The sequence below is a fragment of the Alkalicoccobacillus gibsonii genome (genome assembly GCF_016798245.1).
GTDB classification, from domain to species: Bacteria; Bacillota; Bacilli; order Bacillales; family Bacillaceae_D; genus Alkalicoccobacillus; species Alkalicoccobacillus gibsonii.
Map to the genome: position 1 here is coordinate 514253 of NZ_JAEUZA010000003.1, position 24360 is coordinate 538612.

General features: G+C 36.7%; 31 protein-coding genes, 1 pseudogene and 1 riboswitch. Of the genes and pseudogenes, 24 read left to right on the plus strand and 8 right to left on the minus strand.

Annotated features, from left to right (window positions below):
- Positions 1–90 precede the first annotated feature (90 nt).
- Both JNO66_RS14215 and catA read right to left on the minus strand, forming a co-directional pair.
- Positions 91–555 (minus strand): DinB family protein, encoded by a 465-nt coding sequence (locus JNO66_RS14215; protein ID WP_203089098.1) that lies wholly within the window; start codon positions 553–555, stop codon positions 91–93.
- Positions 556–679: 124 nt separating this feature from the next.
- Positions 680–1327 (minus strand): type A chloramphenicol O-acetyltransferase, encoded by a 648-nt coding sequence (gene catA, locus JNO66_RS14220; protein ID WP_203089099.1) that lies wholly within the window; start codon positions 1325–1327, stop codon positions 680–682.
- 431 nt (positions 1328–1758) lie between these two features.
- On the opposite strand from catA, the gene JNO66_RS14225 reads away from it, so the two are divergent.
- The 3 genes from JNO66_RS14225 (at position 1759) to JNO66_RS14235 (ending at position 3327) form a co-directional block, all read left to right on the plus strand.
- Positions 1759–2151 carry a hypothetical protein gene (locus JNO66_RS14225; protein WP_203089100.1) on the plus strand — a complete coding sequence of 131 codons (393 nt, stop codon included), beginning with the start codon at positions 1759–1761 and terminating at the stop codon, positions 2149–2151.
- Positions 2152–2164: 13 nt separating this feature from the next.
- Positions 2165–2587: a hypothetical protein gene (locus JNO66_RS14230; protein ID WP_203089101.1), complete on the plus strand. Its 423-nt coding sequence runs from the start codon at positions 2165–2167 to the stop codon at positions 2585–2587.
- A gap of 215 nt (positions 2588–2802) precedes the next feature.
- The gene (locus JNO66_RS14235; protein ID WP_203089102.1) at positions 2803–3327 is read left to right on the plus strand and encodes an NAD(P)H-dependent oxidoreductase; all 525 of its coding nucleotides are present in this window, start codon (positions 2803–2805) and stop codon (positions 3325–3327) included.
- Positions 3328–3353: 26 nt separating this feature from the next.
- On the opposite strand, the gene JNO66_RS14240 is transcribed toward JNO66_RS14235, so the two are convergent.
- Positions 3354–3695, minus strand: a complete 342-nt coding sequence (locus JNO66_RS14240) for a winged helix-turn-helix transcriptional regulator (RefSeq protein ID WP_246483287.1) — start codon at positions 3693–3695, stop codon at positions 3354–3356.
- A gap of 266 nt (positions 3696–3961) precedes the next feature.
- Positions 3962–4068: riboswitch (SAM riboswitch) on the plus strand.
- An 86-nt stretch (positions 4069–4154) separates the two neighbouring features.
- Here JNO66_RS14240 and JNO66_RS14245 point away from each other — a divergent pair.
- The 5 genes and pseudogenes from JNO66_RS14245 (at position 4155) to JNO66_RS14265 (ending at position 8717) form a co-directional block, all read left to right on the plus strand.
- Entirely contained in the window at positions 4155–5438 is a 1284-nt protein-coding gene (locus JNO66_RS14245; protein WP_203089103.1) for a Na+/H+ antiporter NhaC family protein, read from the plus strand.
- A 209-nt stretch (positions 5439–5647) separates the two neighbouring features.
- Entirely contained in the window at positions 5648–6130 is a 483-nt protein-coding gene (locus JNO66_RS14250) for a hypothetical protein (protein ID WP_203089104.1), read from the plus strand.
- A 461-nt stretch (positions 6131–6591) separates the two neighbouring features.
- Positions 6592–7113 carry a GNAT family N-acetyltransferase gene (locus JNO66_RS14255; protein WP_246483288.1) on the plus strand — a complete coding sequence of 174 codons (522 nt, stop codon included), beginning with the start codon at positions 6592–6594 and terminating at the stop codon, positions 7111–7113.
- A gap of 144 nt (positions 7114–7257) precedes the next feature.
- A pseudogene (locus JNO66_RS14260) lies at positions 7258–8024 on the plus strand (SDR family NAD(P)-dependent oxidoreductase).
- A gap of 126 nt (positions 8025–8150) precedes the next feature.
- Entirely contained in the window at positions 8151–8717 is a 567-nt protein-coding gene (locus tag JNO66_RS14265) for a hypothetical protein (RefSeq protein ID WP_203089105.1), read from the plus strand.
- Positions 8718–8745: 28 nt separating this feature from the next.
- Here JNO66_RS14265 and JNO66_RS14270 read toward each other — a convergent pair whose 3' ends face one another.
- On the minus strand, positions 8746–9408 hold the full coding sequence (locus tag JNO66_RS14270; RefSeq protein ID WP_203089107.1) for a carbon-nitrogen hydrolase family protein: 663 nt from the start codon (positions 9406–9408) through the stop codon (positions 8746–8748).
- A gap of 211 nt (positions 9409–9619) precedes the next feature.
- On the opposite strand from JNO66_RS14270, the gene JNO66_RS14275 reads away from it, so the two are divergent.
- Both JNO66_RS14275 and JNO66_RS14280 read left to right on the plus strand, forming a co-directional pair.
- The gene (locus JNO66_RS14275) at positions 9620–10054 is read left to right on the plus strand and encodes an HIT family protein (RefSeq protein ID WP_203089114.1); all 435 of its coding nucleotides are present in this window, start codon (positions 9620–9622) and stop codon (positions 10052–10054) included.
- On the plus strand, positions 10054–10536 hold the full coding sequence (locus tag JNO66_RS14280) for a GNAT family N-acetyltransferase (protein ID WP_203089115.1): 483 nt from the start codon (positions 10054–10056) through the stop codon (positions 10534–10536). Before JNO66_RS14275 ends, JNO66_RS14280 begins: the two co-directional genes overlap by 1 nt.
- 8 nt (positions 10537–10544) lie before the next feature.
- Here JNO66_RS14280 and JNO66_RS20835 read toward each other — a convergent pair whose 3' ends face one another.
- Entirely contained in the window at positions 10545–10670 is a 126-nt protein-coding gene (locus tag JNO66_RS20835; protein ID WP_273753715.1) for a hypothetical protein, read from the minus strand.
- A 305-nt stretch (positions 10671–10975) separates the two neighbouring features.
- A complete protein-coding gene (locus JNO66_RS14290; protein WP_203089116.1) occupies positions 10976–11425 on the minus strand; it encodes a VOC family protein in 450 nt (149 codons plus the stop codon).
- Positions 11426–11505: 80 nt separating this feature from the next.
- Between JNO66_RS14290 and JNO66_RS14295 the strand changes: the two genes are divergently transcribed.
- The 12 genes from JNO66_RS14295 to JNO66_RS14350 all read left to right on the plus strand — a co-directional run bounded on the left by JNO66_RS14295 (position 11506) and on the right by JNO66_RS14350 (position 21305).
- Positions 11506–12429, plus strand: coding sequence for a helix-turn-helix transcriptional regulator (locus JNO66_RS14295; protein WP_203089117.1), 924 nt, complete (start codon positions 11506–11508; stop codon positions 12427–12429).
- A 415-nt stretch (positions 12430–12844) separates the two neighbouring features.
- The gene (locus tag JNO66_RS14300; protein ID WP_203089118.1) at positions 12845–13291 is read left to right on the plus strand and encodes an ASCH domain-containing protein; all 447 of its coding nucleotides are present in this window, start codon (positions 12845–12847) and stop codon (positions 13289–13291) included.
- Positions 13292–13810: 519 nt separating this feature from the next.
- Positions 13811–14125 (plus strand): ArsR/SmtB family transcription factor, encoded by a 315-nt coding sequence (locus JNO66_RS14305; RefSeq protein WP_203089119.1) that lies wholly within the window; start codon positions 13811–13813, stop codon positions 14123–14125.
- 58 nt (positions 14126–14183) lie between these two features.
- Positions 14184–14555: an ArsI/CadI family heavy metal resistance metalloenzyme gene (locus tag JNO66_RS14310; protein ID WP_203089120.1), complete on the plus strand. Its 372-nt coding sequence runs from the start codon at positions 14184–14186 to the stop codon at positions 14553–14555.
- Positions 14556–14574: 19 nt separating this feature from the next.
- Positions 14575–15873: an arsenic transporter gene (locus tag JNO66_RS14315; protein ID WP_210340883.1), complete on the plus strand. Its 1299-nt coding sequence runs from the start codon at positions 14575–14577 to the stop codon at positions 15871–15873.
- A 17-nt stretch (positions 15874–15890) separates the two neighbouring features.
- Positions 15891–16310 (plus strand): arsenate reductase (thioredoxin), encoded by a 420-nt coding sequence (arsC, locus tag JNO66_RS14320; RefSeq protein WP_203089121.1) that lies wholly within the window; start codon positions 15891–15893, stop codon positions 16308–16310.
- A gap of 269 nt (positions 16311–16579) precedes the next feature.
- A complete protein-coding gene (locus tag JNO66_RS14325; protein WP_203089123.1) occupies positions 16580–17068 on the plus strand; it encodes an SRPBCC family protein in 489 nt (162 codons plus the stop codon).
- Between the two features lie 105 nt (positions 17069–17173).
- The gene (locus tag JNO66_RS14330) at positions 17174–18070 is read left to right on the plus strand and encodes a LysR family transcriptional regulator (RefSeq protein ID WP_203089125.1); all 897 of its coding nucleotides are present in this window, start codon (positions 17174–17176) and stop codon (positions 18068–18070) included.
- Positions 18071–18194: 124 nt separating this feature from the next.
- Positions 18195–18935 carry a sulfite exporter TauE/SafE family protein gene (locus JNO66_RS14335; protein WP_203089126.1) on the plus strand — a complete coding sequence of 247 codons (741 nt, stop codon included), beginning with the start codon at positions 18195–18197 and terminating at the stop codon, positions 18933–18935.
- 141 nt (positions 18936–19076) lie between these two features.
- On the plus strand, positions 19077–19475 hold the full coding sequence (locus JNO66_RS14340) for a hypothetical protein (protein WP_203089127.1): 399 nt from the start codon (positions 19077–19079) through the stop codon (positions 19473–19475).
- Entirely contained in the window at positions 19476–20027 is a 552-nt protein-coding gene (locus JNO66_RS14345) for a hypothetical protein (RefSeq protein ID WP_203089128.1), read from the plus strand.
- 21 nt (positions 20028–20048) lie between these two features.
- Positions 20049–21305, plus strand: a complete 1257-nt coding sequence (locus JNO66_RS14350; protein WP_203089129.1) for an MFS transporter — start codon at positions 20049–20051, stop codon at positions 21303–21305.
- An 18-nt stretch (positions 21306–21323) separates the two neighbouring features.
- Here JNO66_RS14350 and JNO66_RS14355 read toward each other — a convergent pair whose 3' ends face one another.
- Positions 21324–22289 carry an ornithine cyclodeaminase family protein gene (locus JNO66_RS14355; protein WP_203089130.1) on the minus strand — a complete coding sequence of 322 codons (966 nt, stop codon included), beginning with the start codon at positions 22287–22289 and terminating at the stop codon, positions 21324–21326.
- A 117-nt stretch (positions 22290–22406) separates the two neighbouring features.
- Between JNO66_RS14355 and JNO66_RS14360 the strand changes: the two genes are divergently transcribed.
- Both JNO66_RS14360 and JNO66_RS14365 read left to right on the plus strand, forming a co-directional pair.
- On the plus strand, positions 22407–22853 hold the full coding sequence (locus JNO66_RS14360) for a GNAT family N-acetyltransferase (protein ID WP_203089131.1): 447 nt from the start codon (positions 22407–22409) through the stop codon (positions 22851–22853).
- Positions 22854–22984: 131 nt separating this feature from the next.
- Complete coding sequence (locus tag JNO66_RS14365; RefSeq protein WP_203089132.1) at positions 22985–23404, plus strand: GNAT family N-acetyltransferase; 420 nt, start codon at positions 22985–22987, stop codon at positions 23402–23404.
- A gap of 167 nt (positions 23405–23571) precedes the next feature.
- Here the strand turns inward: JNO66_RS14365 and JNO66_RS14370 are convergent, their stop codons facing one another.
- Positions 23572–24339, minus strand: a complete 768-nt coding sequence (locus tag JNO66_RS14370; RefSeq protein ID WP_203089133.1) for a GNAT family N-acetyltransferase — start codon at positions 24337–24339, stop codon at positions 23572–23574.
- Positions 24340–24360 lie beyond the last annotated feature (21 nt).

Here is a 24360-nt window from a genome sequence, read left to right on the forward strand (position 1 = left end):
CATAATAATTTTACTTAATACGTAGATGGTATATATGAAAGAGACCAAAGCGGATACAAGCTTTGGTCTCTAAATTTAGCCAGAGAGTGTTTATAATTTGTATCTGCTCAAAAAATCTTTAATTTGATTAAAATGATGATGATCATGTTTAGCTAATCCAGTAAAGTACTCATACATTGATACCGTCGTATTTCCTATAGAAAATGTTTTTGTCCACATTTCATCTGGTATGTTATGAATCGCTTTATACAGTTCTCTTCTTGTTAAAACAAATGTATTAATCGTTACATCTTGTTTTTCAGATCTACTCATATAGGCAGAGTTGGCATTGATCTTTTCACTTTTAGGACTTTTAGGGAGCTCATGTTCCATTATAATATAGGGTAATCGATTCTTTAAGATGAAGGTATCCCACGATTCAAAATGACCAATAATTTCTGCAATTGTCCATTTCCCCTCGGAAATGGGTGTTCTCCAAAGCTTGTTATTTAATCCCCTTAATGACTCTACAAACTCAATTGAATGACGCTGATGTTCGAGTATTTCTTCTTTCATTTCTATTATTCATTCACCTCTCTCGCAGAAAGAATATTAAAACATTTCAAATGAATACCATGTAATATTAGCCTAAATAGGGAAACACACTCGACATTGAATGATAGACGAGTGTGTATATTTTTTACTTAAGAGAAATGTCAGGTGCTTTTACGAACTCATTGAATTGTTCCATAAAGATGCTTGCATGATACCCATCACAAACAGCATGATGTACTTGTAATGAAACTGGCAGGACAATTCTGTTACCCTTCACAACAAATTTACCAGCTGTAATTATAGGTAAAAGATGGTTTGGGTTGTTACCAATGTTTAAGTTAAATCCACTAAATGATGTCCATGGAATCATGGAGATAGATACTGTATTTTGTGGAATGGGTTTTTTAGGAAAAAGTCCTCCGTATTCTTTGTACTTCTTTACATCAGCAAGGTATGCGTGATGAAAATCATCAAAGTTAGGAGTCATGTGCGTCCAAATTCCCTTAAACAGCTTATCTTTTTCATTAAAAATAGTGTACATAGGATCTAGATAATCCCAATAACCTAATTCACCTTCTGAGTTAAAAGAAGTTTTAAAAGCATGATTTAAGTTCACTATCTTAGTGACTAAATAAATAAACGTTGGGTATAACTTGAACCGATTTTCCCTTATAAATGGGAGTAAATGACTCACGTCTAATTCCTTCGTTAAACTAAAGCTTGTCGCTTGATTTAAATAGTGATCAAAGATTTCTTTTCGATCACAATTATCCCGATTAATAAGTGTAAACATAGTGATGTTCAGCCTCCTAAATATATTTAATTTATTCGTTTAGGAGGCTTTCTCTTTCGCTTTTTTCATCTCATCAGTCCTTTATTAGTCATGTTAACAAATCACTGTTATAAGAGTCTAGTTGTCAGACTAACAAAGCGCTCTTAATTCTAGATCAAAATAAACATACAGGAGTATCTTGGAAAAGAGATATGACTCACTAACCTTATTTACACCAAGGAATTATAGTACTTTGTTCGAATATAATATGGAGGGTTAATCAAATGGGCAACAGATTATAGAAACAAATATGATTGGATGATGAATTACCGGTTAAAGGCCTTTGTTTTTCGGATTAAGTTGGCAAAGTCGTAGGAGTTCAGCTTTAATGTATGAAGTAGAAAAGCAAGACATGTGATGAAGATGAAGAACAACAAAAAAAGAGGTGACCTATGCATAAAACGTTGAGTATAGTTTTTCTTGGGATGATTGCACTAATTATAGGCTGTTCAAATGAAGATGATCCAATTGCTACGTCAAACAGTGAAGAAAATCCGACTGCCGAGGAAATTCTAACATTAGACGAAGAAGCAGATATTTTTATGTTTAACGGGATTATCTACAATACAAATGTGGATTGGGTGGATGAATTAACATTAACTAAAGGAGATCAAGTAGGAGAGGTTAAAGAACAAGTAGAAAAGGATCACTTTGAGTACAGTAATGGAACAGCGAATAAATTATCCGTAGGCTCGCCAATTTTTGAAGCAAATGAAAGAGATGATATTTTGATTGTGGAAGAAGATGGAGAAGTTCATTATTATTATGCGTTAGTTGAAGGGTAGAAAGGTGATGCGATTGAAGACTATATTAAGGCTTCTTATTGTTATTATTGGTAGTAGTCTATTTGTTATGTGTTGTAATACTGGCTTGACGACAAATAAAATAAATATACCAGATGAGATAAAGAGTATTGAGGTTAAACAATTAGTCGATGAAAAAAAGAGCTTTGTGATAACCGATCAGGACACGTTAAATGAATTTCAAAACGTATTTGATCGCACCAATAAGATGAATGGGATTGTTAGTATGATAGAGCCAATCCATAGCTTGATCATAACTTATACGAATGATACGAGCGAAGAAGTATTATTATGGATTAATGATGATCCGAATGAAAAGAGTTCTTTGATGAATAACAGTGATACTCATACTCTTTATACTGTACCAAAAGAGATGACAGGTATATTAATTGAATTAGTTTTATTAGAACTAGAATAAGACATGGAATGTTTATCAGGCAATCCATAAAAGCTAGCACCAAGGCTCTTAGGCTTTGGCGCTTATTTATGTTTCTTATCTTATTTCAAAAAAATTAGTTTAAATGATTTTACGTTCCACACTAACCTTCAAGTAAGTACCCCAAAAATAAGTGCGTACTTACATGAGCTTAAAACCACCTCTATAATGAGGACAAATCAAAAGGAGGATGGGAAATGAAAACGTTAGTTATTGTGGGACACCCGGATATTGAATCATCTGCTGTAAATAAAAAGTGGATAGAAGAGCTTAAGAAGTACCCTGACTTGTTCACTGTACATGAATTGGCGAGAGTTTATCCTGATGGGGTCATTGATGTGGAGAGGGAACAATCGCTTATTATGGCACATGGAAATCTTGTTTTACAATTTCCAATTTATTGGTTTAATTGTCCACCATTGCTTAAAAAGTGGTTAGATGAGGTATTAACAGAAGGCTGGGCCTTTGGGAAGGCAGGGAATCATTTAGAAGATCGGAAAATCGCATTAGGCGTTACTGCAGGGGGACATCAAGAGGAGTATGATCAGGACGGACGATACAAATATCGATTAGAAGAAGTGCTCGTTCCTTTTGAAATCACGGCAACATACTGCAACGCTAATTACCAGCAATTTTTTGCCTTTTATAATGCGGATTTTAGTACAAAAGAGGAGATTGAAACAAGCGCAAAGGACTATGTCCAATTTCTACAAACACTCTAGCCATCCGATATACAGAAGCAATCGCATTAGGTTGCTTCTGTATTCGTTTGACTTTCTCCCCATTCACACATTGAATCCAACACTGGAATCAGTGAAAGTCCACGTTCAGTCAATGAATATTCAACTTTAGGAGGAATTTGAGGATATTCAACTCTGTTTATCAATCCGTCCTTTTCAAGCTCTTTCAGCATCATACTAAGTGTTTTAAATGAGATTGTCCCTATTTGCCGTTTTAATTCGTTATGTCTAATAATCTGGTGTTCAAACAACAAATACAATATGACCATTTTGTACTTTCCATTAATTAGAGATAAGGTTAATCCGAATCCAGTGCTTTTTACATCATATTTAGAGGGACTGTTCTCCAAGGTTATTCCTCCTCCTCGTAAGTGTATAAATGTACTAACATCCACGTTTAATCGTTGGACTAAAACGATTAAATATTTTTTGAAATTCAACCGTTTTTGATACCTTTTTCATTCTATATAAAGCATACTTCATAGTTTATCGTTTTGCCTAATGATCTGACACACAATGTGGTGTAGATTTCACATGGCATCTTTTCAGATCGATTTTTACTTGATAAAGGCAGGGGGAGTGTGTATAATCCTATCTATTGCAAAAATATAATATCTTCTTATCAAGAGAGATGGAGGGACTGGCCCTTTGAAATCTCGGCAGCGGAACTTATATATAGGTTGCTGTGCCAAATCCAGAAAGCTAAGGCTTGATAGATAAGATGAGTGTCTTATATAGTGAAAAAGCCTCTTCTTATGGATTAAAAAGAGGCTTTTTTTGCGGGTAATTTTATTAATGAGGTGGAACAAATGATGAAAGCAAATCCATGGGCTCTTATCCCATTTGCGGTTTTTTTAGTTTTATTTATTGGCTCTGGAATTGTGACGGGAGATTTTTATATGTTCCCAGTCATAGTAGCTATTACCATATCAGCATGTGTAGCTCTAGCCATGAACCAAAAAGAATCGCTTACTAAGAAGGTTGATATCTTCTGCAAAGGTGCAGGCAATCCAAATGTCATGTTAATGGTTATTATATTTATATTAGCAGGAGCATTTTCTGAGGTTGCAAAAGGGATGGGAGCCGTAGAGTCTACGGTGAACCTTACTTTATCACTCGTCCCGCAGAACCTTCTCGTGATCGGATTATTCGTCATAGCTTGCTTTATTTCCTTTTCAATGGGTACGTCGGTCGGTACGATCGTTGCTCTCGCTCCTATTGGTGTTGGAATAAGTAGTCAAACGGATCTTTCAATGGCGCTATTAATGGGTACGATTATCGGTGGTTCGATGTTTGGGGATAATTTATCATTTATATCCGATACGACCATCACTTCTGTTCGTACACAGGGTGCAGAAATGAAGGATAAATTTAAAGTTAACTTCTTGATTGTTTTACCAGCAGCCATTGTTACTTGCGTAATCTTAAGCTTCTTAGCATTAGGAGAATCTGGACAGTTTGAAGAATTAAGCTATAGTTTGGTTAACATCATTCCCTATATAGTAGTCATTGTTTTTGCATTAATTGGTGTTAATGTATTCCTCGTTTTGGTTTTAGGGGTTGTACTTGCGGGTTTGGTTGGTTTATTTAATGGGAGTTATCAATTTTTGAGTTTGATTCAACAAGTCGGTGAGGGAATGGCCAGTATGTATGAAATCGCGTTCCTTGCCATCTTAATAGCTGGAATGGTGGAGGTTATTAAATATAATGGTGGCATAGACTTTCTTCTTCAACTTGCAACTCGAAAAATAAAGTCTAAAAAAGGAGCAGAATTTAGCATAGCTGGTTTGATCAGTCTTACAGACCTGTCTACAGCTAACAATACAATTGCTATACTGATAACTGGACCACTTGCTAAAAATATTGCAGATGAATATGGAATTGAGCCGAGAAAATCAGCTAGCATATTAGACCTTTTTTCATGCTCTGTCCAAGGTCTGCTACCCTATGGTGCACAATTTTTAGCTGCTGCCACTGTAGCAGGAATATCACCAATCCTCATTATGCCATACACGATTTACCCCATTTTAATAGCGATATGTGGGATCATTGCTATACTAATTGGTTATCCAAAACCAAAAGCAAAGTATTGATGGACCAAGGCTCAACATTCTGAGCTTTGGTTTTTTTATAAGGCACATTCAAAAATAAATGATGTATGGAATGTACTATCTTTAAATTTCGTGTATACTAAATCTACTATTTAATATATTTTTCTTTTTTAGGAGGAGCCTGTCACCAGAGGATTAGTATGTCCATTTGGTGATGGGCTTTTTTGCGTTTCATAGAGGAGACGATGATAATGCATATAAAGATTGAACATTTACTATTTAAGAGAAGCCATGTCATTCCCTTAACACAATTAAAAGGTCACATAACGTATATAGGTAAAAAAGTCTTACGTAAAGAAGCTTTTTTTGATCATAATCACAATCAAACAACAAAAGATCATTTTGTTAAATTACTGAACAATCTTCCATCAAAGGGGAATGATTGTGGATATCGTATGATTATTCATTTTAACAAAGAGGTTTTGGGTCACGATGAAGATGTACTCAAAGAAGTCATTAGAATGAGCATGAATGACTTAGAAGAGCTGATGGGACAAAGTCTTGATTGGCTAGGAATTAATCATTTTTCAGCTGATGACCGTTTGCCTCATACTCATCTCATCATTAGTGGATATAACAGAGAAAGCAAAGTCAGAGTGAACTTGAACTCGTATCACTTTTTGCAATTGGAGAAGGGTCTTATTTCATATTTATCTAAAGCGGTTAAGATATGAAAATAAGAATTAATTTCTTTTTGTTAAGTTTTTTGGTTTGAAACTCAGAAAAGTGGGTATAAAGATTTTGATGCACATCATTAGTGGAACTTAAATTCAATACAGTAAGGAGCAGCTACTATTTTCTTCTATTCTATTAAGTTTACTAGCGGACAAAATCATTACTTCGGGTCATCATCCTACTTAGAAAATCCTAACGATATAACTTCCTATGCCATCAAGAAGGGGTTTATGTACAAGCAGGATCTATTAAGTGTGCTTGCTGCAAGGAGGGTACGATCAGATCAGATTAAAGGTGTGGCAAAGGTTATTTGAAACATCGTACTATAGGTAGATAGTACAACATGGCAAACATAATAATACACATATGAAAAGTCATTCACATATAAGTGGATGACTTTCTTTTTTTAGAGATAGAGTATACTAGAATTGACCTTACTTATACGAATGGGGGCCTTCCATTGAAAATTGAACAAGTCACAGAAGAGATGAAAGAGAGTTTGAGCTTACCGAACGAAGCATTTCAGATTTTTGGTGAATTAATTGTTACGAGGCCGAATGATACATGGGCATATCAAGAACGAATCTTTGATCATCCAAAGGAGAAGATCTTTCCAGAAGAGAACTATTCTTTTGACATTGTAAGTCAAAAAGGATTTGCGGTTGCTGCATACGAACAAGATCAATGTGTTGGTCTAGCAATATTTGAGGATGGTTGGAATAAATACTGTTATCTAAGTGATCTCAAGGTGAAAAAGGACTTTCGAGGAAAAGGTATATCTAAAAAATTACTGGATGTTGCAAGCAACATTGCAAAAGAAAGAAATTGTAAGGGTCTTAGCACCATCGCCCAAGCCTACAATCTAGCTGCAAATCGATTCTATTTAAAGTATGGTTTTGAGATAGGTGGGTTAAACACTAGAGATTACGAGTTTACATCTGAACGAGGTAATTCAGATATTTATTATTATCTAAACTTTTAAGAGACAGTAGTCGTCTTAGTATCTTTCAAGATACTATACCACATTTAAGTGCGTACTTATAAATAGGTATAAATAGATCTATACTATATGTATTAATTCGAGAGTGATCTCGATTAATTAGATATATACTAGGGGGATTCAGTTATGAATTTTAAAGATAAAGTAATCATTGTAACAGGGGCAGCAGGCGGTATCGGGAAAGAAGTTGTAAAAAAGTCTCTTCTGGTGGAGCCAAGGTTGTATTGGTTGATTTAAATAAAGAAGCAATTGAGGCAGTCCAATCTGAGCTTTCTCTAACAAAAGAGAATAGTCTTGTTGTACAAGCTGACGTATCAAGTGAAGAGAATGTTAAAAACTATGTTGAACAAACTGTAGCTACATTTGGCCGTATTGATGGTTTTGTGAATAACGCAGGTGTTGAAGGACCCGCTAAACCAATTGAGGAAATTACAGAAAAAGAGTTTGATTTCGTGTATGGTATCAATGTGAAAGGTGTATTGTTTGGTTTGAAACATGTATTGCCAGTTATGAAAAATCAAAATGCTGGTTCCATTGTTAACACATCTTCTGTAGCTGGATTAATTGGTTCTCCAAGTATGGTTCTATATAATTCTTCTAAACACGCCGTTATGGGAATTAATAAAGTAGCTGCTGTTGAATCAGCTGCTCATAATGTCCGTGTGAACACAGTAAACCCAGGAGTGATTAACACACAGATGATGCGTAATATTGAATCAAATGTTTCTGAAGATGCTGAGGCTGCTAAACATGCATACAATGATGCTGTCCCAATGAAACGTTATGGAGAGCCGGATGAAGTAGCGAATCTGATTGCATTCCTATTATCAGACGAAGCTGCTTACATTACGTCATCTTCGTACACAATTGATGGTGGATTATTCAACGTATAATCGCATTAAATGAGCGTACTAGTTTAGCGACTAGTACGCTTTTTTTGTAGAAAAGAAAAAAGGATAGATTTAACCATCTTAAACTATAATGAAAAATAGAACATAATGAGGAGGGTAGAAGATACGATGAAGAAATCTATAGTCCTATTGTTAATCATACTAATCACTGTAGGTTGTAACTTAGGTACGACTGAAATTGCGGAGTGTAAACAATACGGAGCCATTGAGGCATCGCTTGAATGGATTCCTTTTTCAGACTCTGTGAAGCAAGCAGATCTCATTGCGGAAGTTGAGATTCTGGATAGTGAGACGGTTTTTGAAAATATGTGTAAGACCAAACACAGTGCAAAAGTGGTGCACACGCTAGTTGGAGAGTCAGAAGAGGAGATAACGTTTCTGCAATCAGGATCTGATAAAGTGCTCTTTAATCAAAATCAGATTTTCCAGGCTGGTGACACCTATCTTCTTTTTCTTCGTCAGACCACGAGCGGAAGTATGGCTGATTATTGGATTTACGGGGAAGAACTTGGAACGTATCATATTGATGGAGACGTTCTTAAAAGAAAAATAGCAGATGATGAATTAGCATCGATTGAACCAGTGGACCATGACGAACTGTTAGAACCGGATGTTCGGCAGGTAGTTGATAGGGAAGCTTATAATAGCTTAGTAGAGGAAACATATGAAAAGTAAACATTCCTATCATGTCAGTACTTCATTTTTAATGTTCATTTTTCGTATTAAAAATATACGTTCTTTCCGTCCCATGATTATACATTCTACTTCTCGTATCATCTTTTGATATGAAGATAGTCTCACCTTTCTTCACGACATAAGATATAGGTATGGATATCCCACAGTTCTGAAATGAACCATCGGCGTGACTCGTTCCTATAACAGTTGTACTGTATTTCTCAGATATTCTCGTTGCTTCGCGGATCCACTCTGCAAATTGCGCTTCACTGAACATGCCTGTACCGATTGGGTGAAAAATCATATCTAACTTCGTATCAATGTACTGATCTAATTGCTCATACCCTTTTAAGATCTCCATACATAAGATATAGCCAATTTTCATTTCACCTAAGGAAATATGGAAAGGCTCAACCAATTGCTCATTCGTTCTAGCTTTTCTTCTATCTAAAAGAATTCTCCCCTTATTATCAATGATTAGAGCGCGGTCTTTTGAATCCCTGTCTAAATAACCGGTAACTACAAAAATGCCCTGGCTATGGGCTAGCTTTGCGACTTTTCTCACATCTTCATAACGTTTTATGTAACCTTCAGGGAAGAAAACAAGATCGTTTTTAGATGCAGAAATGATATGATGTTCTAAACTTTGAAGGTCGTCCTCCTGCTTAGGTTGAGAAATGATGATATCCATATATCCCTCCAATAATTGTAGACATGTTATTAATATTATATCTTATTTATTGGTAAATTTACCACATTTATGAGTGCTTAATGTTATACTCATAGAAATAGACACATAAATTAGGAGTAAGAGGGTTAATCATAAAATATAGGAAGTATGTTTGGTGATATATATCTATAAGAAAAAAACAAACAAAGGAGAGCAAAACAAGGAGGGACTAATGGAAGACAGCGGTTGTGTGTTTTGTGACATTGTTCATAAGAGGGCAGATTCGTATTTGATCATTCAAAATGAGGACACGACGACTTTTTTAGATAGTAGTCCAATCGCAGAAGGTCATATGCTTGTCGTACCAAATAAGCATGTTATAACTATGGATCAATTGAATGACAGAAAAGCTGCAAATGAACTGATGCAATCCATCATAGGTGCCGCTCATTTGTTAGTAAAAGCAGGAGTTTGCCCGGATTACTCTATACTCCAAGATAATGGGGAACATGCGGAACAAGACATTAAACATGTTCATTTTCACATTATTCCAAGACACGCTAATGATCATGTTCAGTTTAACCTTCAGACGAACTCTAATGCTCAACAGGAAGAAATGATGAGAAATATTTATAACAAATTAAAAATCACTAATGGAGGGCTTTAATGAAAATATCTTTGATGAAACCTAGTGAAATTAAAGAAGTGAAGAATATTGCCGAGCTTAGCTGGCACGATACATATGAGGGCATTATCTCAGAAGAAGTTAGAACGAAATTTCTGAGTCAAGCATACAATGAGGACGTTTTATTAATGAGACTAGAACGATCCCCCTTTTATGTAGCAAAAGTAAATGATCAAGTGTTAGGTTTTGCAAATTTCTCAAATAAAAAAGAAAACGGGGATGTGGAACTAGCGGCCATTTATCTACATCCAGCGCATCAAAAGCAAGGGCTTGGGTCAGCCTTACTTGAATTTGGATGTAAGCAGTTGAATCCAGATCATGTATTTGTTGAAGTTGAGTCTGATAACATAAAAGGGAAAAGCTTTTACGAAAAAAAGGGTTTTAACGTAGTGGATACCTTTGACGATAATTTTGATGGTCATATCTTAAAAACAGTACGAATGTCACTAAACTTAACCACATAACATGATCGTTATTTTTTATTCGCATACATTCTAGCCATACTTGAAGGGATAAATGTGACCGTGTAAGATCCAAACCATTCTCTTTTTAGCTTCTTGGCTAATAGAATACCAGCTTCGTTATGATCGTCCTCCATCTGAATTCCATTTGGGATCAGCGTATCTGTGTCCCAATCAATCCATTGTCCGTAGAGCTCGGCCCATTCCCGAAGCTCTCTAGCTAGGGGGAGAGATAGTTGGAAGTCGGATAACTCGAGATTACATCCACAGGTTTTACACCATATTGGATTTGCTCCGATCCGCTTCGACTTTTAATGCTTTGAGAGTAGTACATTCACAACTCATCTTAATACCTTCTTTCTAAATTATATCAATACAAAGCGCATTAGACTAAGGCTAATGCGCTTTTTTATGAGCGAAAGGGCTGAATTGGATTACTAGATTAAACGAGGTTATCCAAAAATGAACTAGCATCACTATTGAATTTCCACATCACACCAAATTGATCAATGAGCATACCGAAGCTAGAAGACCAAGGCACCGATGAGATTGGCATAATGATCGTTCCGCCTTTAGAAAGGTTAGCGAAAATGGTTTTATTTGTATCAGGGTCACCGTCAATGATGCTGATCAAGACATTTGTTCCTACACGTACTTCACCCGTGACAGCTTGCATTGATGGTAATACGTCTGAAACCATCAATACGTTATCTGAGAACGTTAAGCGAGACTCCATGATCATATCTTGTTCATCTGTGGAGAGAGGAACAGATGGGTCTTGCGGAAGTACTCCAAAGCTTACCTTTTTGACTGTTGCTTGTAAAGCTGTTTCATAAAATGCCAAAACCTCATTTGCGTTTCCGTTACATTGTAAATATGCGATTGTTTTCATATGTTATATCCTCCTTCTTGGTATAACCGAAGTATAATAGACCATAGGTGACATATGTATGTCGTATATGGGAGGGAACTATGCAGAAAATTGAACGACTCATATCAATGATCATGATTTTGTTACAGAAAGAAGTAGTACCTGCGTCTGAATTTAGTCGTCTCTTTCAAGTATCCAAGCGTACGATACAACGGGATATTGAAACATTAACGTATGCTAATATTCCAATTTATGCGCATCAAGGCCATGCAGGTGGGTATGCACTCATGGATGAATATAAGTTCGATAAGCGATTATTGACTCATAAGGACATTGAAAACATCGTTGTGGCATTAGATGGATTTGAACAGCTAATTATGAATGAAGACATCGATCTGACTATTCAAAAGATAAAAGGAATGAGTCATCTGGAGTTAACACCTAGTCTGGATCTAAGCTTTTATCATTGGGTAGGTCGAAATCAACTGAATGAAGAAGTCATCTATCTAATTGAAGCGATACGAACGAATCACTCTATTTCATTTGATTATGTGGATCATAAAGGGGAGATCACACATCGGGTGGTCGAACCGTACAGGATAAAAATGATTGAGGTTCATTGGTACTTGATTGGATACTGCTTAGAACGTCAAGATGATCGAATGTTTAAGCTATCGAGAATGACAGACTTAAAGAAAGAAGGTTTGTTCACCCCAAGACCACAAAGTCAAATGCTCAACGAAAAAGGAACCAAAAAAGAAAAAGTCGTTGAACGTAAAACACCGGAAGTGAAAATAGAGCTAGACATTAGTGTCAGAGACCAATTTATTGAAAGGTACGGGCGACAAGCCATTCAAAAGATAGATAAAAGGAGATTCCTGGCGAGCATCGAATTACCTCAAAATCAGTATGCGTATCAATTTCTCTCAGGGTTCGGTAAAAAGATTAAAATCATTGAGCCAAAGGAATATATTGAGCAATATGTTGAGTATTTAGAGGAAGCGTTGAGGTGTTATAGGGAGTGAAAGGGTGGGTATGAATAAACATCATTCAATGAATTAAATTCTAACCCTCTAAGGTAAGATAATTTCAAATACAATAGTGAATATTCATTCTAATTAAACAAAATCTCTAAGTATAATTGTGTAGTTAAGACTTCCTAGGATACCGTTTTATTGTAAAGGGCTGGAACAAAAGGGAACGCAAAGATTTGTCTTTGGACACGGAGGGATAACAGACCGAGAGAGACAACCTAGTTGTGTTATCTCCCAAGCTTTTTTATATATTGGTTTTTATAATAAATTAAATGATGCCAAGCGAATTCTACTTGAGTCTAATCATTATTGCTGTGATTGGATTAAGGATTGTAACAATTTAAAGGAAGTTTTGAAATAGCATCGAATGATTCATTAAGACATTCCATAGCAGAGGAGAATTTTAATGAACGAACTAGCTACTCAATATTGGCAAGACTATTGGGAGAGTAAAGATAGTATTGGAAAAGTAGTGGATGCTGGTCAGTTTGGTGATCAACCAGATCACTTACTTGAGTTGATTATAAATGGTAGAAAAACAGCGACCTGTTACGGTGCAATTTTTTATACCATTGAAAATAAAAGAATGCCTCAACCTGGAGACTACAGCATCATTCTTGATAGTAAAAATGAACCACGGGCCATTATACAACTAACTAAGGTTGATATGGTTCCCATGAACGAAGTTACCGAAGAGTTTGCAGTGTCTGAAGGTGATGGAACTTATGAGAATTGGTACGAGATTCATAGAAGGTTTTTCTATGAAAAGTGTCGGGAAGCAGATATTGAGTTTGATGAAATGATGACTTTGGTTTGTCAAACGTTCCAATTGGTAGATTTGAAGCAATATTAACCTAGGGAGGTACTAGTTTGAGGTTTCTAATATCTTTTATCGGTTCTTATATCATACTAATTCTACTAGTTTGGTTTATACTATTAGCAACAGGAGACTCTAATTATAACTTCTTAATATTGTTTCTGTTTTATGCATCGCCAGCATATTTTATATTTATTCCTTTATCTCATTTCAGTATTAGATGGATACGAGAAAAATATAACGTGATAGGGTTTTTAGCCTATTTATTAGCAGGGTTTATAAGTGGATTCATTTGTTTGATGTATATTAGTGGAGGTCGCTTCTATACGGATTGGCCTGCAGCAATTACCCTTATAATAATAAGCTGTGTGGGGCACTTAATCTTTTATTTTTGTTATTTAATCCGGTGGAAGGGTTCAACGAATTAATTATCTAAAATGAATGGGATCATTGAAAAAAGACTAATGTAACTAATACATCAAATTTTCTTGATTAATCTTCTTTAATCCTATAAACTTTATTTAATCAAAAAAAGTTGATTAAGGAGGTGAAAGCATGCAGATACAAGATTGTAAACCAAAAGAATATGATTTTGATGTACTTGAAACACAATTTAAAGCCTTAGCGGATAAGAAACGAATTCAACTGCTTCATTTGTTAAGTACAAAAGGGCAAACCTGCGTGTGCGATTTGGTTGAGGATATGAATATGCCTCAGTCGAAATTGTCTTATCATTTAAAGATCCTAATGAATGCGGATTTACTGACTAAAGAAACAAAGGGTACATGGAGTTATTATGCTGTGAATAAGCATGTCATGGATCAGCTATTGTCAGAACAATTGTGCTGTGTATTAAAGCCATCAAGCTAGCGGCTTTCTTTTTTAGCCCATTAATCAAAAAAATTTGATTCAAGAAGGAGCAAATAAGATGACATATGTTCACATTGGTTTACATGTTAAATGTTTAAAAGAGAGTAGGGCATTTTACGAGCGTTTCTTCGGTGTGACTCCAGTAAAAGAAAAGGGGAACTACGTAAAGTTTCTAACGGATTCTCCTGCTTTAAATCTGACATTAAAAGAAGTAGAGACGTTTGAAGGAAAGCAAATTAACCATTTGGGTGTTCAAGTTGATTCTGCAGCAGATGTACTCTTTCATAAAACAAGGCTAGAGAAGGTGGGTTTTTTTGCAAGAGAGGAAATGGATGTGAATTGCTGTCATGCCATTCAGGATAAGTTTTGGGTGACCGATCCAAATGGAATTGAGTGGGAATATTTTTATACGAAAGAGGATGTAGAGTAGTGAGAGGGGAACGTTTATTTTGAGTTCAGTGGTTTTAGCTTCGGCTATCTTTGTTTTAACGTTGGTTTTTGTTATATGGCAACCGAGGCAATTGAATATCGGCTGGTCGGCATGTGGGGGAGCGATTCTGGCTCTTTTGGTTGGTGTTGTATCATTCACTGATGTCATAGATGTGACGAGTATTGTATGGAATGCGACCTTAACGTTTATCGCCATTATTCTTATTTCCTTAATACTTGATGAAATTGGATTGTTTGAGTGGTCGGCCTTACATATGGCCAGAATGGCAAAGGGAAATGCTGTTCTTATGTTTACATATGTTTGCTTATTAGGTTCTGTGGTTGCAGCTTTTTTTGCTAATGACGGGGCGGCACTCATCTTAACTCCCATCGTCTTATCAATGGTACGTTCGCTAAAGTTTAATGAAAAGATGGTTTTCCCGTTTATTATAGCGAGTGGTTTTATTGCGGATACGACGTCTTTACCGCTCGTCGTGAGTAATCTCGTAAATATCGTATCTGCCGATTATTTTGGGATTGGGTTTGTTGAATACGCAACACGCATGATGGTTCCTAACCTCTTTTCTCTTCTAGCAAGTATTCTTGTTCTGTATCTTTATTTTAGAAAAGATATTCCGAAACGATATGATTATTCGGAGCTACAGGAGCCTGCAGAGGTCATTAAAGATTACAAGATGTTTCGTCTTTCGTGGGTTGTTTTAGCCTTCTTACTGATTGGTTACTTGGTTAGTGAATTCTTGCATATACCTGTATCTGTTATTGCGGGAGTGATCGCACTTATCTTCTTAGGATTTGCAAGGAAAAGCAAAGCGGTCGAAACAAAAAAAGTTATAACCGGCGCGCCTTGGAACATCGTGTTTTTCTCGATTGGTATGTATGTGGTTGTTTACGGGCTTCGTAATGTAGGACTTACAGACCTGCTGTCCGATGTGATTCAAGTGGTCTCAGATCAGGGACTTTTCCTAGCAACGATGGGCATGGGATTCTTAGCTGCCATTCTTTCCTCTGTCATGAACAACATGCCTACTGTATTAATTGATGCGATTGCAATAGAGAATACCGAAACGACAGGCATCATAAGAGAAGGTTTAATTTATGCAAATGTGATTGGTGCAGACCTTGGACCCAAAATTACACCGATTGGTTCACTTGCTACGTTGTTGTGGCTCCATGTGTTAACTCAAAAGGGAGTAAAGATTTCGTGGGGAACGTATTTTAAAACAGGTGTAGTCATCACCCTGCCTGTTTTATTTATCACATTAATTGGTTTATACCTATGGTTACTTATACTATCTTAAAAAAGGAGCATATAAAGATGACGAAAAAAAGTATTTATTTTCTCTGTACAGGTAACTCATGTAGAAGCCAAATGGCTGAAGGATGGGCTAAGGAATATCTAGCTGATGAATGGAACGTATATAGTGCGGGAATTGAGGCACACGGTCTGAATCCGAATGCAGTGAAAGCAATGAACGAAGTAGGAATCGATATCTCGAATCAAACCTCGGATACGATTGATCGTGATCTACTAAACAACGCAGAGTTTGTAGTGACCTTATGTGGTGATGCAGCAGACAAATGTCCTACAACGCCCGCGCATGTTAAGAGAGCTCATTGGGGATTCGAGGATCCGGCAAAAGCAGTAGGAACAGAGGAAGAAAAGTGGGCGTTCTTCCAGCGTGTTAGAGACGAGATTGCTGAGCGGATTAAGAAGTTCAGAGAGACTGGTGAGTAATTACATTTTCATGTGTTATAGATGAAAAATCCCTTTTACCAAACTAAAGATTAAGCGAGGGACATAAAGTAGGATCTCAAAAAGTAGTCCCAGCCAATCAATGTATTCACGTTTTTTCTTCTTCTTTTTCATAGGGCCTCCTTGTTTTATTACTAATTGTATCTATTGTATCTGAATGAATTAGGTTAAGGTGTAAAGTTATTATAAAATCTGATTTGTCATACGAGAGTCGTGTATCGAGATATTAGAGAGTAATAGGGAGACAAGAGATGAAAGAAATGATTTGTTTTACGTTTGAAGCAATGATTGATGTTCCTGTGGATGTTGTTTTCGCTTGTTTAAATGAAGACAAACATGTTTTACAATGGAACGATTTTATCGTTGAGAATGTGTATGATGGTGATGAACAAGATTTAAAGGAAGGGTCAATCTTTATCACAAAACAAAAGGTAGGAAAGAAAATCATTGAGCTTGAAGGAGAGTATAGTAAATACAATCCGCCTCATGCTGCTGAAGTGAAAACGAATACAAAAGAAGGTATAGGCTTTACTCGATATCAATTAATTGATAAGGGTGGTCAGACTCACTTTAAGGTTGAAGTAGCAATGATACCAAGAAATATGTATTATTCGATTCTTACTAAGACATTCAAGTGGAGCTTTAAACTTATGTATACTGAACAGTTTGAGAAATTTGTTGAGTATACACGTATGCAATATAAGATGAGCAAAGATATACCCGTAGAACTCACTCCGTAGCAAGTAAGCACCAAAACCACCTTGGTTTTCGGTGCTTTTTTCTATTGTCAGGCATTTCATGTACAATAAAGAAAACACATGAAAGCAACAAGAAGGTGAGTCCAGATGAATTTAAAATGGTTAGAGCTTTTCTGCTATATCGTTGAAGAAGGAAGTTTGAGTGCAGCGGGTAGGCGGGCTTACATTACACAACCATCGGTTACCAAGTACATGAACTCGTTAGAAGATCATTATGGTTCGCTTCTATTGCATCGAACAAACGGGAGTGTCTCTCCAACTTCTACAGGATATGAATTATATGAACATGCAAAAACGATCTTAAGTGAATACTACAATTCACTAGAAGCCATTGAACACCTTGAAACGGGAATTCAGAAACAAATTATTGTAGGGGCATCGTACACGATTGGTGAATATATCATGCCTTCGGTGCTTGCGAGGTACCAACAGCTTTATCCAGATTCGGCAATACATCTTGAAATTAATAACACTCGTACGATTCTTAGGCAGCTTGATAATCAGCAGGTAGACGTGGCATTTATAGAAGGAGAATTAACAGATCAACGGTTAAAGAAGCAAGTCATATCGTATGATCACGTTCAATTGGTTGTGGGTCCAACTCACCCGTGGGCTAAGCGTTCAAGTATTTATATTAAAGAATTAATGAGCGAACCCTATATCGCTAGAGAGTCCAAATCTTCTACACGGCGAATTGTAGAGCGAAAATTAAAAGAACGATTGAATGAGTATGAAGTGACTCCTCATTTGGAGTTAAATACAAATCAAGCCGTAAAAAATGCCATCCAAACGGGCTTAGGCTATGGTTTTGCTTCCTATTATGCAGTCAGACATGAGATACATCACAGACTTCTTGTGAGTATTCCTTTAGTTAACTGCAAAATAGAACGACCGTTTTGGCGTGTGAAAAAGCCATTAAGATTTGAAAAACCAGCTCTTGAAACGTTTGAGTCAATCGTTTCTGAAACCTTACAAACGTTCTAAACGAAGGTTAATCCGATGAGTTTACCTACCTATGCTAAAACGATATAGGCTATATATCCTCTTGCACCTCTCTCTTTTGAGCGTTCATTCCCTGTAATATAGGAGATGTTGGAGGTCGAAAGGCATGCTCATTTTTTTGTTAATTCTCTTAGGATTCATAGCTAGTACGTTTGGAGTCATCATTGGTGCAGGTGGAGGGTTCATTTTTGTTCCTTTGCTTTTACTATTTTATAATATATCGCCAGAAGAAGCTGCTGGAACTGGTTTGTTGATCGTATTGATTAGTAGCTTGTCAGGACTCATAACTTATATCAAACAAAAAAGGATTCAATATAAAGTGGGTTTGCTTCTAGCTGTAGGAGCGATACCTGGAACGTTTATCGGACATACACTGATTTCTTTTGTGCCCGAAGCGACGTTTTATAAGGTCTTTGCTTTAATGCTATTAGGTCTGGGTTTCTTTCTAATCTTCAGGGCACCTTCTGAACAGACAACTCCTATTATAAGCGAAGAAAAATTAAGAAGGTTCCTCCCTTTAGTTGGGGTCGGAGTCGGAACGATTTCCTCCTTCTTTGGGATTGGTGGAGGCTTTATCGTTGTTCCAATCCTGATGTATGTTTTTGGATTAAGAGTTCATTTAGCGACAGCAACTTCTATTTTCGCGTTAATCATTTATTCATCGATTGGTTCAATCCCTCCTTTAATAAAAGGAAGTGTTGACTGGGCTGTACTTGCATGGTCTGGAATTGGTGTTTTACTAGGATCTCAGCTAGGAGCCTTTATTTCTAAAAGGTTGAATGCGGGTGTCGTGACGAGGATGCTTGCTACGGTTGTGATTCTGATGGGTGTTATCTTAATTTGGTAATCGAATGATACAGAAAGAATCAAAGCTCTCTGGGGCTTTGGTTCTTTTTGTTTAGAAAGGCTTAAGAAAGAATTAAGAAATGACAGTTCATAAATGGTGTAATATAGAAAAATAGGGTTATATTTTAAAAGGGGTGTTATGATGAAAAAGGTTGGAGTTCTTTTTAGTTTAGCTGTATTAGGGTTAGCCGTATATTTGTTTGTAACAAGAACCTATTATTTTTACCCGATGTTTCCAGTATCAAATTTATCTGCGCGTACGGTTGTTGCACTGTTTGATCGTTCGGGCGAAGACGTTGTGAGAATAGCAGAATTAGAAGACTACACGTGGTACCTCACAGAGAGCGATAAGAACGAGGGGTACGCAAATGCAGATAAAAAAGTTGTACAGTTTATTGAATCCAAAGGCTGGGATTATAAAGAGAAGGTTGGATCCGCATTTATCTTTCAAAACGTAGAAGAAGAACTTATTGTCAGTACGCAAATGTGGACTGAGAAGTATATTACGATTCAGGTGGAAAATAAAGTAGAGGACATATAAATGTACAATTTCGAATTAGCGACTAGGTACAGCCAGATGAACCCATCGATTATGAAGATTAATGAAGTAGAAGAGACTCTTACCTCAACATTTAAAGCGTTTGAAATTCCTCTCCATTCTATTAGCAGTCAGGATTACCTTAATGATGAAGAAGTAGATGAGACATCAATCTATAAGCTGTTTACGATTACCAATAAGTACATCCTTTCAACGATCCAAACAGAAGACGACAGAGAAGCATACAAGGATCCATTATTAGCGAAACTGAGAAATACACTCGAGTATCATGGCTTACAGTTAAAAGCGGAGAGTTCTAAGACGCGTACATATAACAGACTAATCCATCAGCATAATCAGGGCACAAGGGTATCCATCTTGCTTGAGAAGGAATCTGAGAATAGCGTGTCTAACTTTAAAGTATATGGATTTGCAAACAAACTTGTTTCTTATCTACACGCACAAGTTGGTGTCCATGGAATGGTGGCAGACGATATACATAATCAGGAGTTTCAATTGTATTTAGAAGCATTGGCGGAGAATGGGTGTATCTAATTTCGCATTGGGAGGGAAGCTATGGCGTCAAAACTATTTGTGGATGTCACACCTTTAAAGCATTCTCCTGATTTCAGGAGATTATGGTTAGGGAACGGAATCTCTACATTCGGAGGGTACATGGCTGCATATGCAGTGATGTATCAAATCTATAACATTACACAAAGTTCTTTAGCTGTAGGGGCTTCTGGATTATTTATCGCGATCCCTTCTCTTTTGTTTGTGCTATTTGCAGGGAGCTTGGGGGATTCGTATGATCGAAGAAAACTAGTTCTGTTTACAACCATGGGGCAGATCGTGGTGGCATCTATTTATTTTATCCAATCCGCTTTTCAGAATGAACAGGTATGGATTTTATATGGCTTACTTGCGATGCAATCCTTATTAACATCAATTAATGCACCCGCAAGAGCAACCTTTATGCCGAGACTTCTTCCAAAGGATCAGTTTAGGTCAGCAGCTGTACTAAACATGGTGTTTATGACATTCTGCGGAGTGCTTGGGCCAATTACAGCTGGATTCATTACATCACTTTGGTCGATGAATATCAACTACTTGATTAATGCCTTGTCATACATAGCTGCCTTATATGGTGTGTTCCGATTACCAGCCATGCTTCCGGAGGGCGGAGCAGTGAAACCATCTGTTGGAATGATTGTTGAAGGAATGAAATTTATTGTTAAGAGTGAACGAATTAAAGGCGCATTCTTAACAGATATGAGCGTCACGCTTTTGGGGACTTCTACTGCGCTTTTCCCAGCTATCACAGCTCTGTACTTTAGTGATGATCCAACCATCTTAGGGTACTTTATGGCTGCACCAGCCTTAGGAGGGTTCCTTGGATCAATTTGCTCAGGTCATCTTTCAAACGTAAAAAGAGAAGGAAAAGCGGTCATTGTGTTAGCTTTTTCTTATGCCGTATCGATCATGTGTTTTGGACTAAGCGTAAATACAATCATCATCCTACCATTATTCTTTCTTATGCTTTCAGGTGCAGCAGATTCACTTATGGTTGTTTTAAATCAAACCATCGTTGTCCACTCCACCCCAGATCACTTACGTTCAAGAGTGAATTCAGTAGAATATCTTCTCGGATTTGGCGGGCCACAATTAGGAGACTTCCGTGCTGGAGCAGTAGGAACAGCTCTGTCCCCAAGAAGTGCTACAATGCTCGGCGGAGTAACGTCCATTCTTGCAGTAGTAGCAATATACGTATTGTTACCATCCTACCGAGCATTTCACGTAGAGAATGAGGTTGTGGGTGAGCGAGCTACTTAAACACTATCACCTTTAAGTTCACTCTAAAAAATTCATGTAACATCCTTTATGTAATGATTTCGCTTTCTGGTACACATACCAAGCACTTACTAAGTCTTGAAACGCAAGACCAACCGCACCATAGATAGTTATTTGCTGATCGTTTACTCTTCCATATTTCTGCTCAGTAAGAATCTCGCCGAGTTCTGCGTGAATATCGGATTCAAATAAGCCGGCGCCTCCAATTGCACCCATCTTTAAAGATAAATCGATGTTGTCACAAACAAAGGTGGACTTCTTGATCAATTCTGCACTCACTTCACATTTTCCTGGTTGATCTGGACCAAGCGTTGTAATATGGGTGCCTACCTTAATCATATGTGAAAAAAGAAAAGGCTCTTTGGACCAGGTGGCTGAGATAATGATGTCACTCTCAGTTACTGCTTCTTGTAGTGAGTTACATGGTCGTATGGGAATCTGTAGCTCTTCATGCATTGTCTCAGCAAATTGCTTAGCGTTTTCTATGTTTGTGTCAAAAACAGTTACCTGAGAAATCGTTCGCAGATAACTAAGAGATCGTAGCTGGAGTTGACCTTGTACACCTGCACCAATAATCGCAACATTCTTCGCATGCTTATTTGCTAAAACATGCGTGCCAATAGCACAAGAGAGCCCCGTGCGAACAGCGGTGATATAGGTAGAATCCATAATAGCTAATAGATTCCCAGTTTCGATATCATGGAGATTGATTACTCCAGTAATAGCAGGTGTAGTTGAAGGGAACTTAGAATGAACCTTTACTGTATAAGCAGGTACATTAGAGCTTATCCCCGGGAATAAAATCATTGCGCTGTTTTCTTCCTTTAGTAATCTTGAGTGTGCTCGTTGGGGTGCGACGGTCCGATTGGAAGAATCCAATTTAAAGGCTTCAACTAATCTGGTATAAAGCTCTAAGGGGTCTATGATCGATTCAATTTCACTTCGATTAAGTAATAACGTTTCCAAATGATGTGTCCATCCTTTCATACTGTTTGTGCAGGCAAGCTTCAAAATCAAATACTATATAAAACGATTAATACCATTGAACGATAAAAAAGTAAAACATAAAGGGGAGAATGTACAATGCTTGCAGGAAAGTTAACAGAACTCCGACCAGTCGTTGAAGAGGACCTACAAAACGTATCTAAATGGAACAATGATGAAGCGTTAGTCACATTCGCGTCTGGAAGTGACAAGGCTTATCAGATTAACAATTCTCATATGGGCTTAAGTTATTACTTAGAGAAAAACACCCTTGAAAACAATCTACTCGAGGATGGGCAGTTCTTTTCAATCTATTCAAAAGAAAAGGAGACTCACATCGGAAAATGCGATTACCGAGATGTGAATTGGATCTCACGCTCAGCAACAATCGGTATTATGATTGGAGAATCGGAGTATTGGGGCAAAGGTCATGGTGAAGATTCGTTGGACGTGTTACTGCGTTATCTCTTTTATTCCCTCAACTTAGAACGAATTCAAATTGACACATGGAAAGGAAAGAAGCTTAGATTTAGTAGTTATAGGTAGATTGGAAGATTAAATTGCACAAACCATACTTATATTAAGACTGGTAACGATGACTAATGCAGAGGATATGTTTGCATATTCATCTTATATAGACAAAGTTAATTATTATATAGAAGAGAGAGATTGAAATTATGAATGTTAGAGTAGCAAGTAAATTAGATTACCCTGCGTTAAGATTGATATATTTAGAATCTCGGCGCAATAGTTTTCATTGGGTGGATAAAGAAGAAATGACTCTAGAAGATTTCGATAAGCATACTGTAGGAGAGTATATAATTTTAGCGGAGGAGAATTCTCGTATCCTTGGATTTGTTTCTTTATACCTACCAGATAATTTTATACATCTTTTATTCGTTCACCCAAATTTCTCTGGTAAAGGCGTAGGTGCTCAATTGATTAATGCATCCATAGAAAAAATGAATAAACCATTAAGATTAAAATGTGTAACTGAAAATCAAAAAGCATTAGATTTCTATGAGAATAATGGGTGGAAAAAAGTTGTTGAGGAAGGTAACCCAGGAGAGAAATATTGGGTTATGGAATATGAATAAACCTATTCTGTATGATTAATGATGTGATTCCTTATTAGGGGGATCGTCAGGAAAATGCGGATTTAAATTCCTATATAAAAAAAGCTCAATTTATCAATAAAGTGTTGAGAAATTGGGCTTTTTTCGTTGCCCCTTTAAGACGCTTGTTAGCTGAATAAGAAGACCTTTTATTCAAGTACAACTATTTCCCCTACATCTATAAATCCAAATCGCTTGTAGATATTTTTCCCGTCATCTGAAGCCTGTAATATGACTGGCTTTTGTTTATCCTTTGTTTGACTTAAAAGAAATTGAAACATTTCACTACCATACCCTCTTCCTCTTACTGTTTCCTTTGTCATCACATCATAAATCCCATAGCTATCTTTGCTTTTTATTAGTAAACCAGTAGTTACAGCTATTTCGTCTATGCATCCAATAAACATCTGAACATCAGGACCTAACTTTACTTGTGAAAACTTAATAAAATAGCTTTTCAGTGCATCTTGTTCTGGAGTGCCTTCAAATAAGCTTATAAACACCTCTACATATCTTAAAAGATCTTCATTATTTTTCACTTGGGTGATTTTTAATTGCTTGGAAGACCTTTGATTAACATCGAGCGTATTATTACGTTTCATCATCACATTACGTTCAGCCTCTTTTAAGTCATATTCTTGCATAAGGCTTTTCCAATCATCATTCATATGCTCAACATCCATCCAAACACTAAATGGATATTCCTTTTTATAAAAATAATCGAGTCCCTGCCTAACTTTGAATGTTCCTTGTAAGGTTGAAGACTTTGCCAATAGTACATTAAATGTATCAGTAGGTATTTCTGTATTTGCTAAGACGAAATCTACTTCACTTGTTAGTTCACCACTAACTGCATAAGTATATGCTTTTAATTTCTCTTCAAAATTACTTATCACTAATTGTTGATTTGTATTCATGTTTTTTCACCTTTCTTTTTT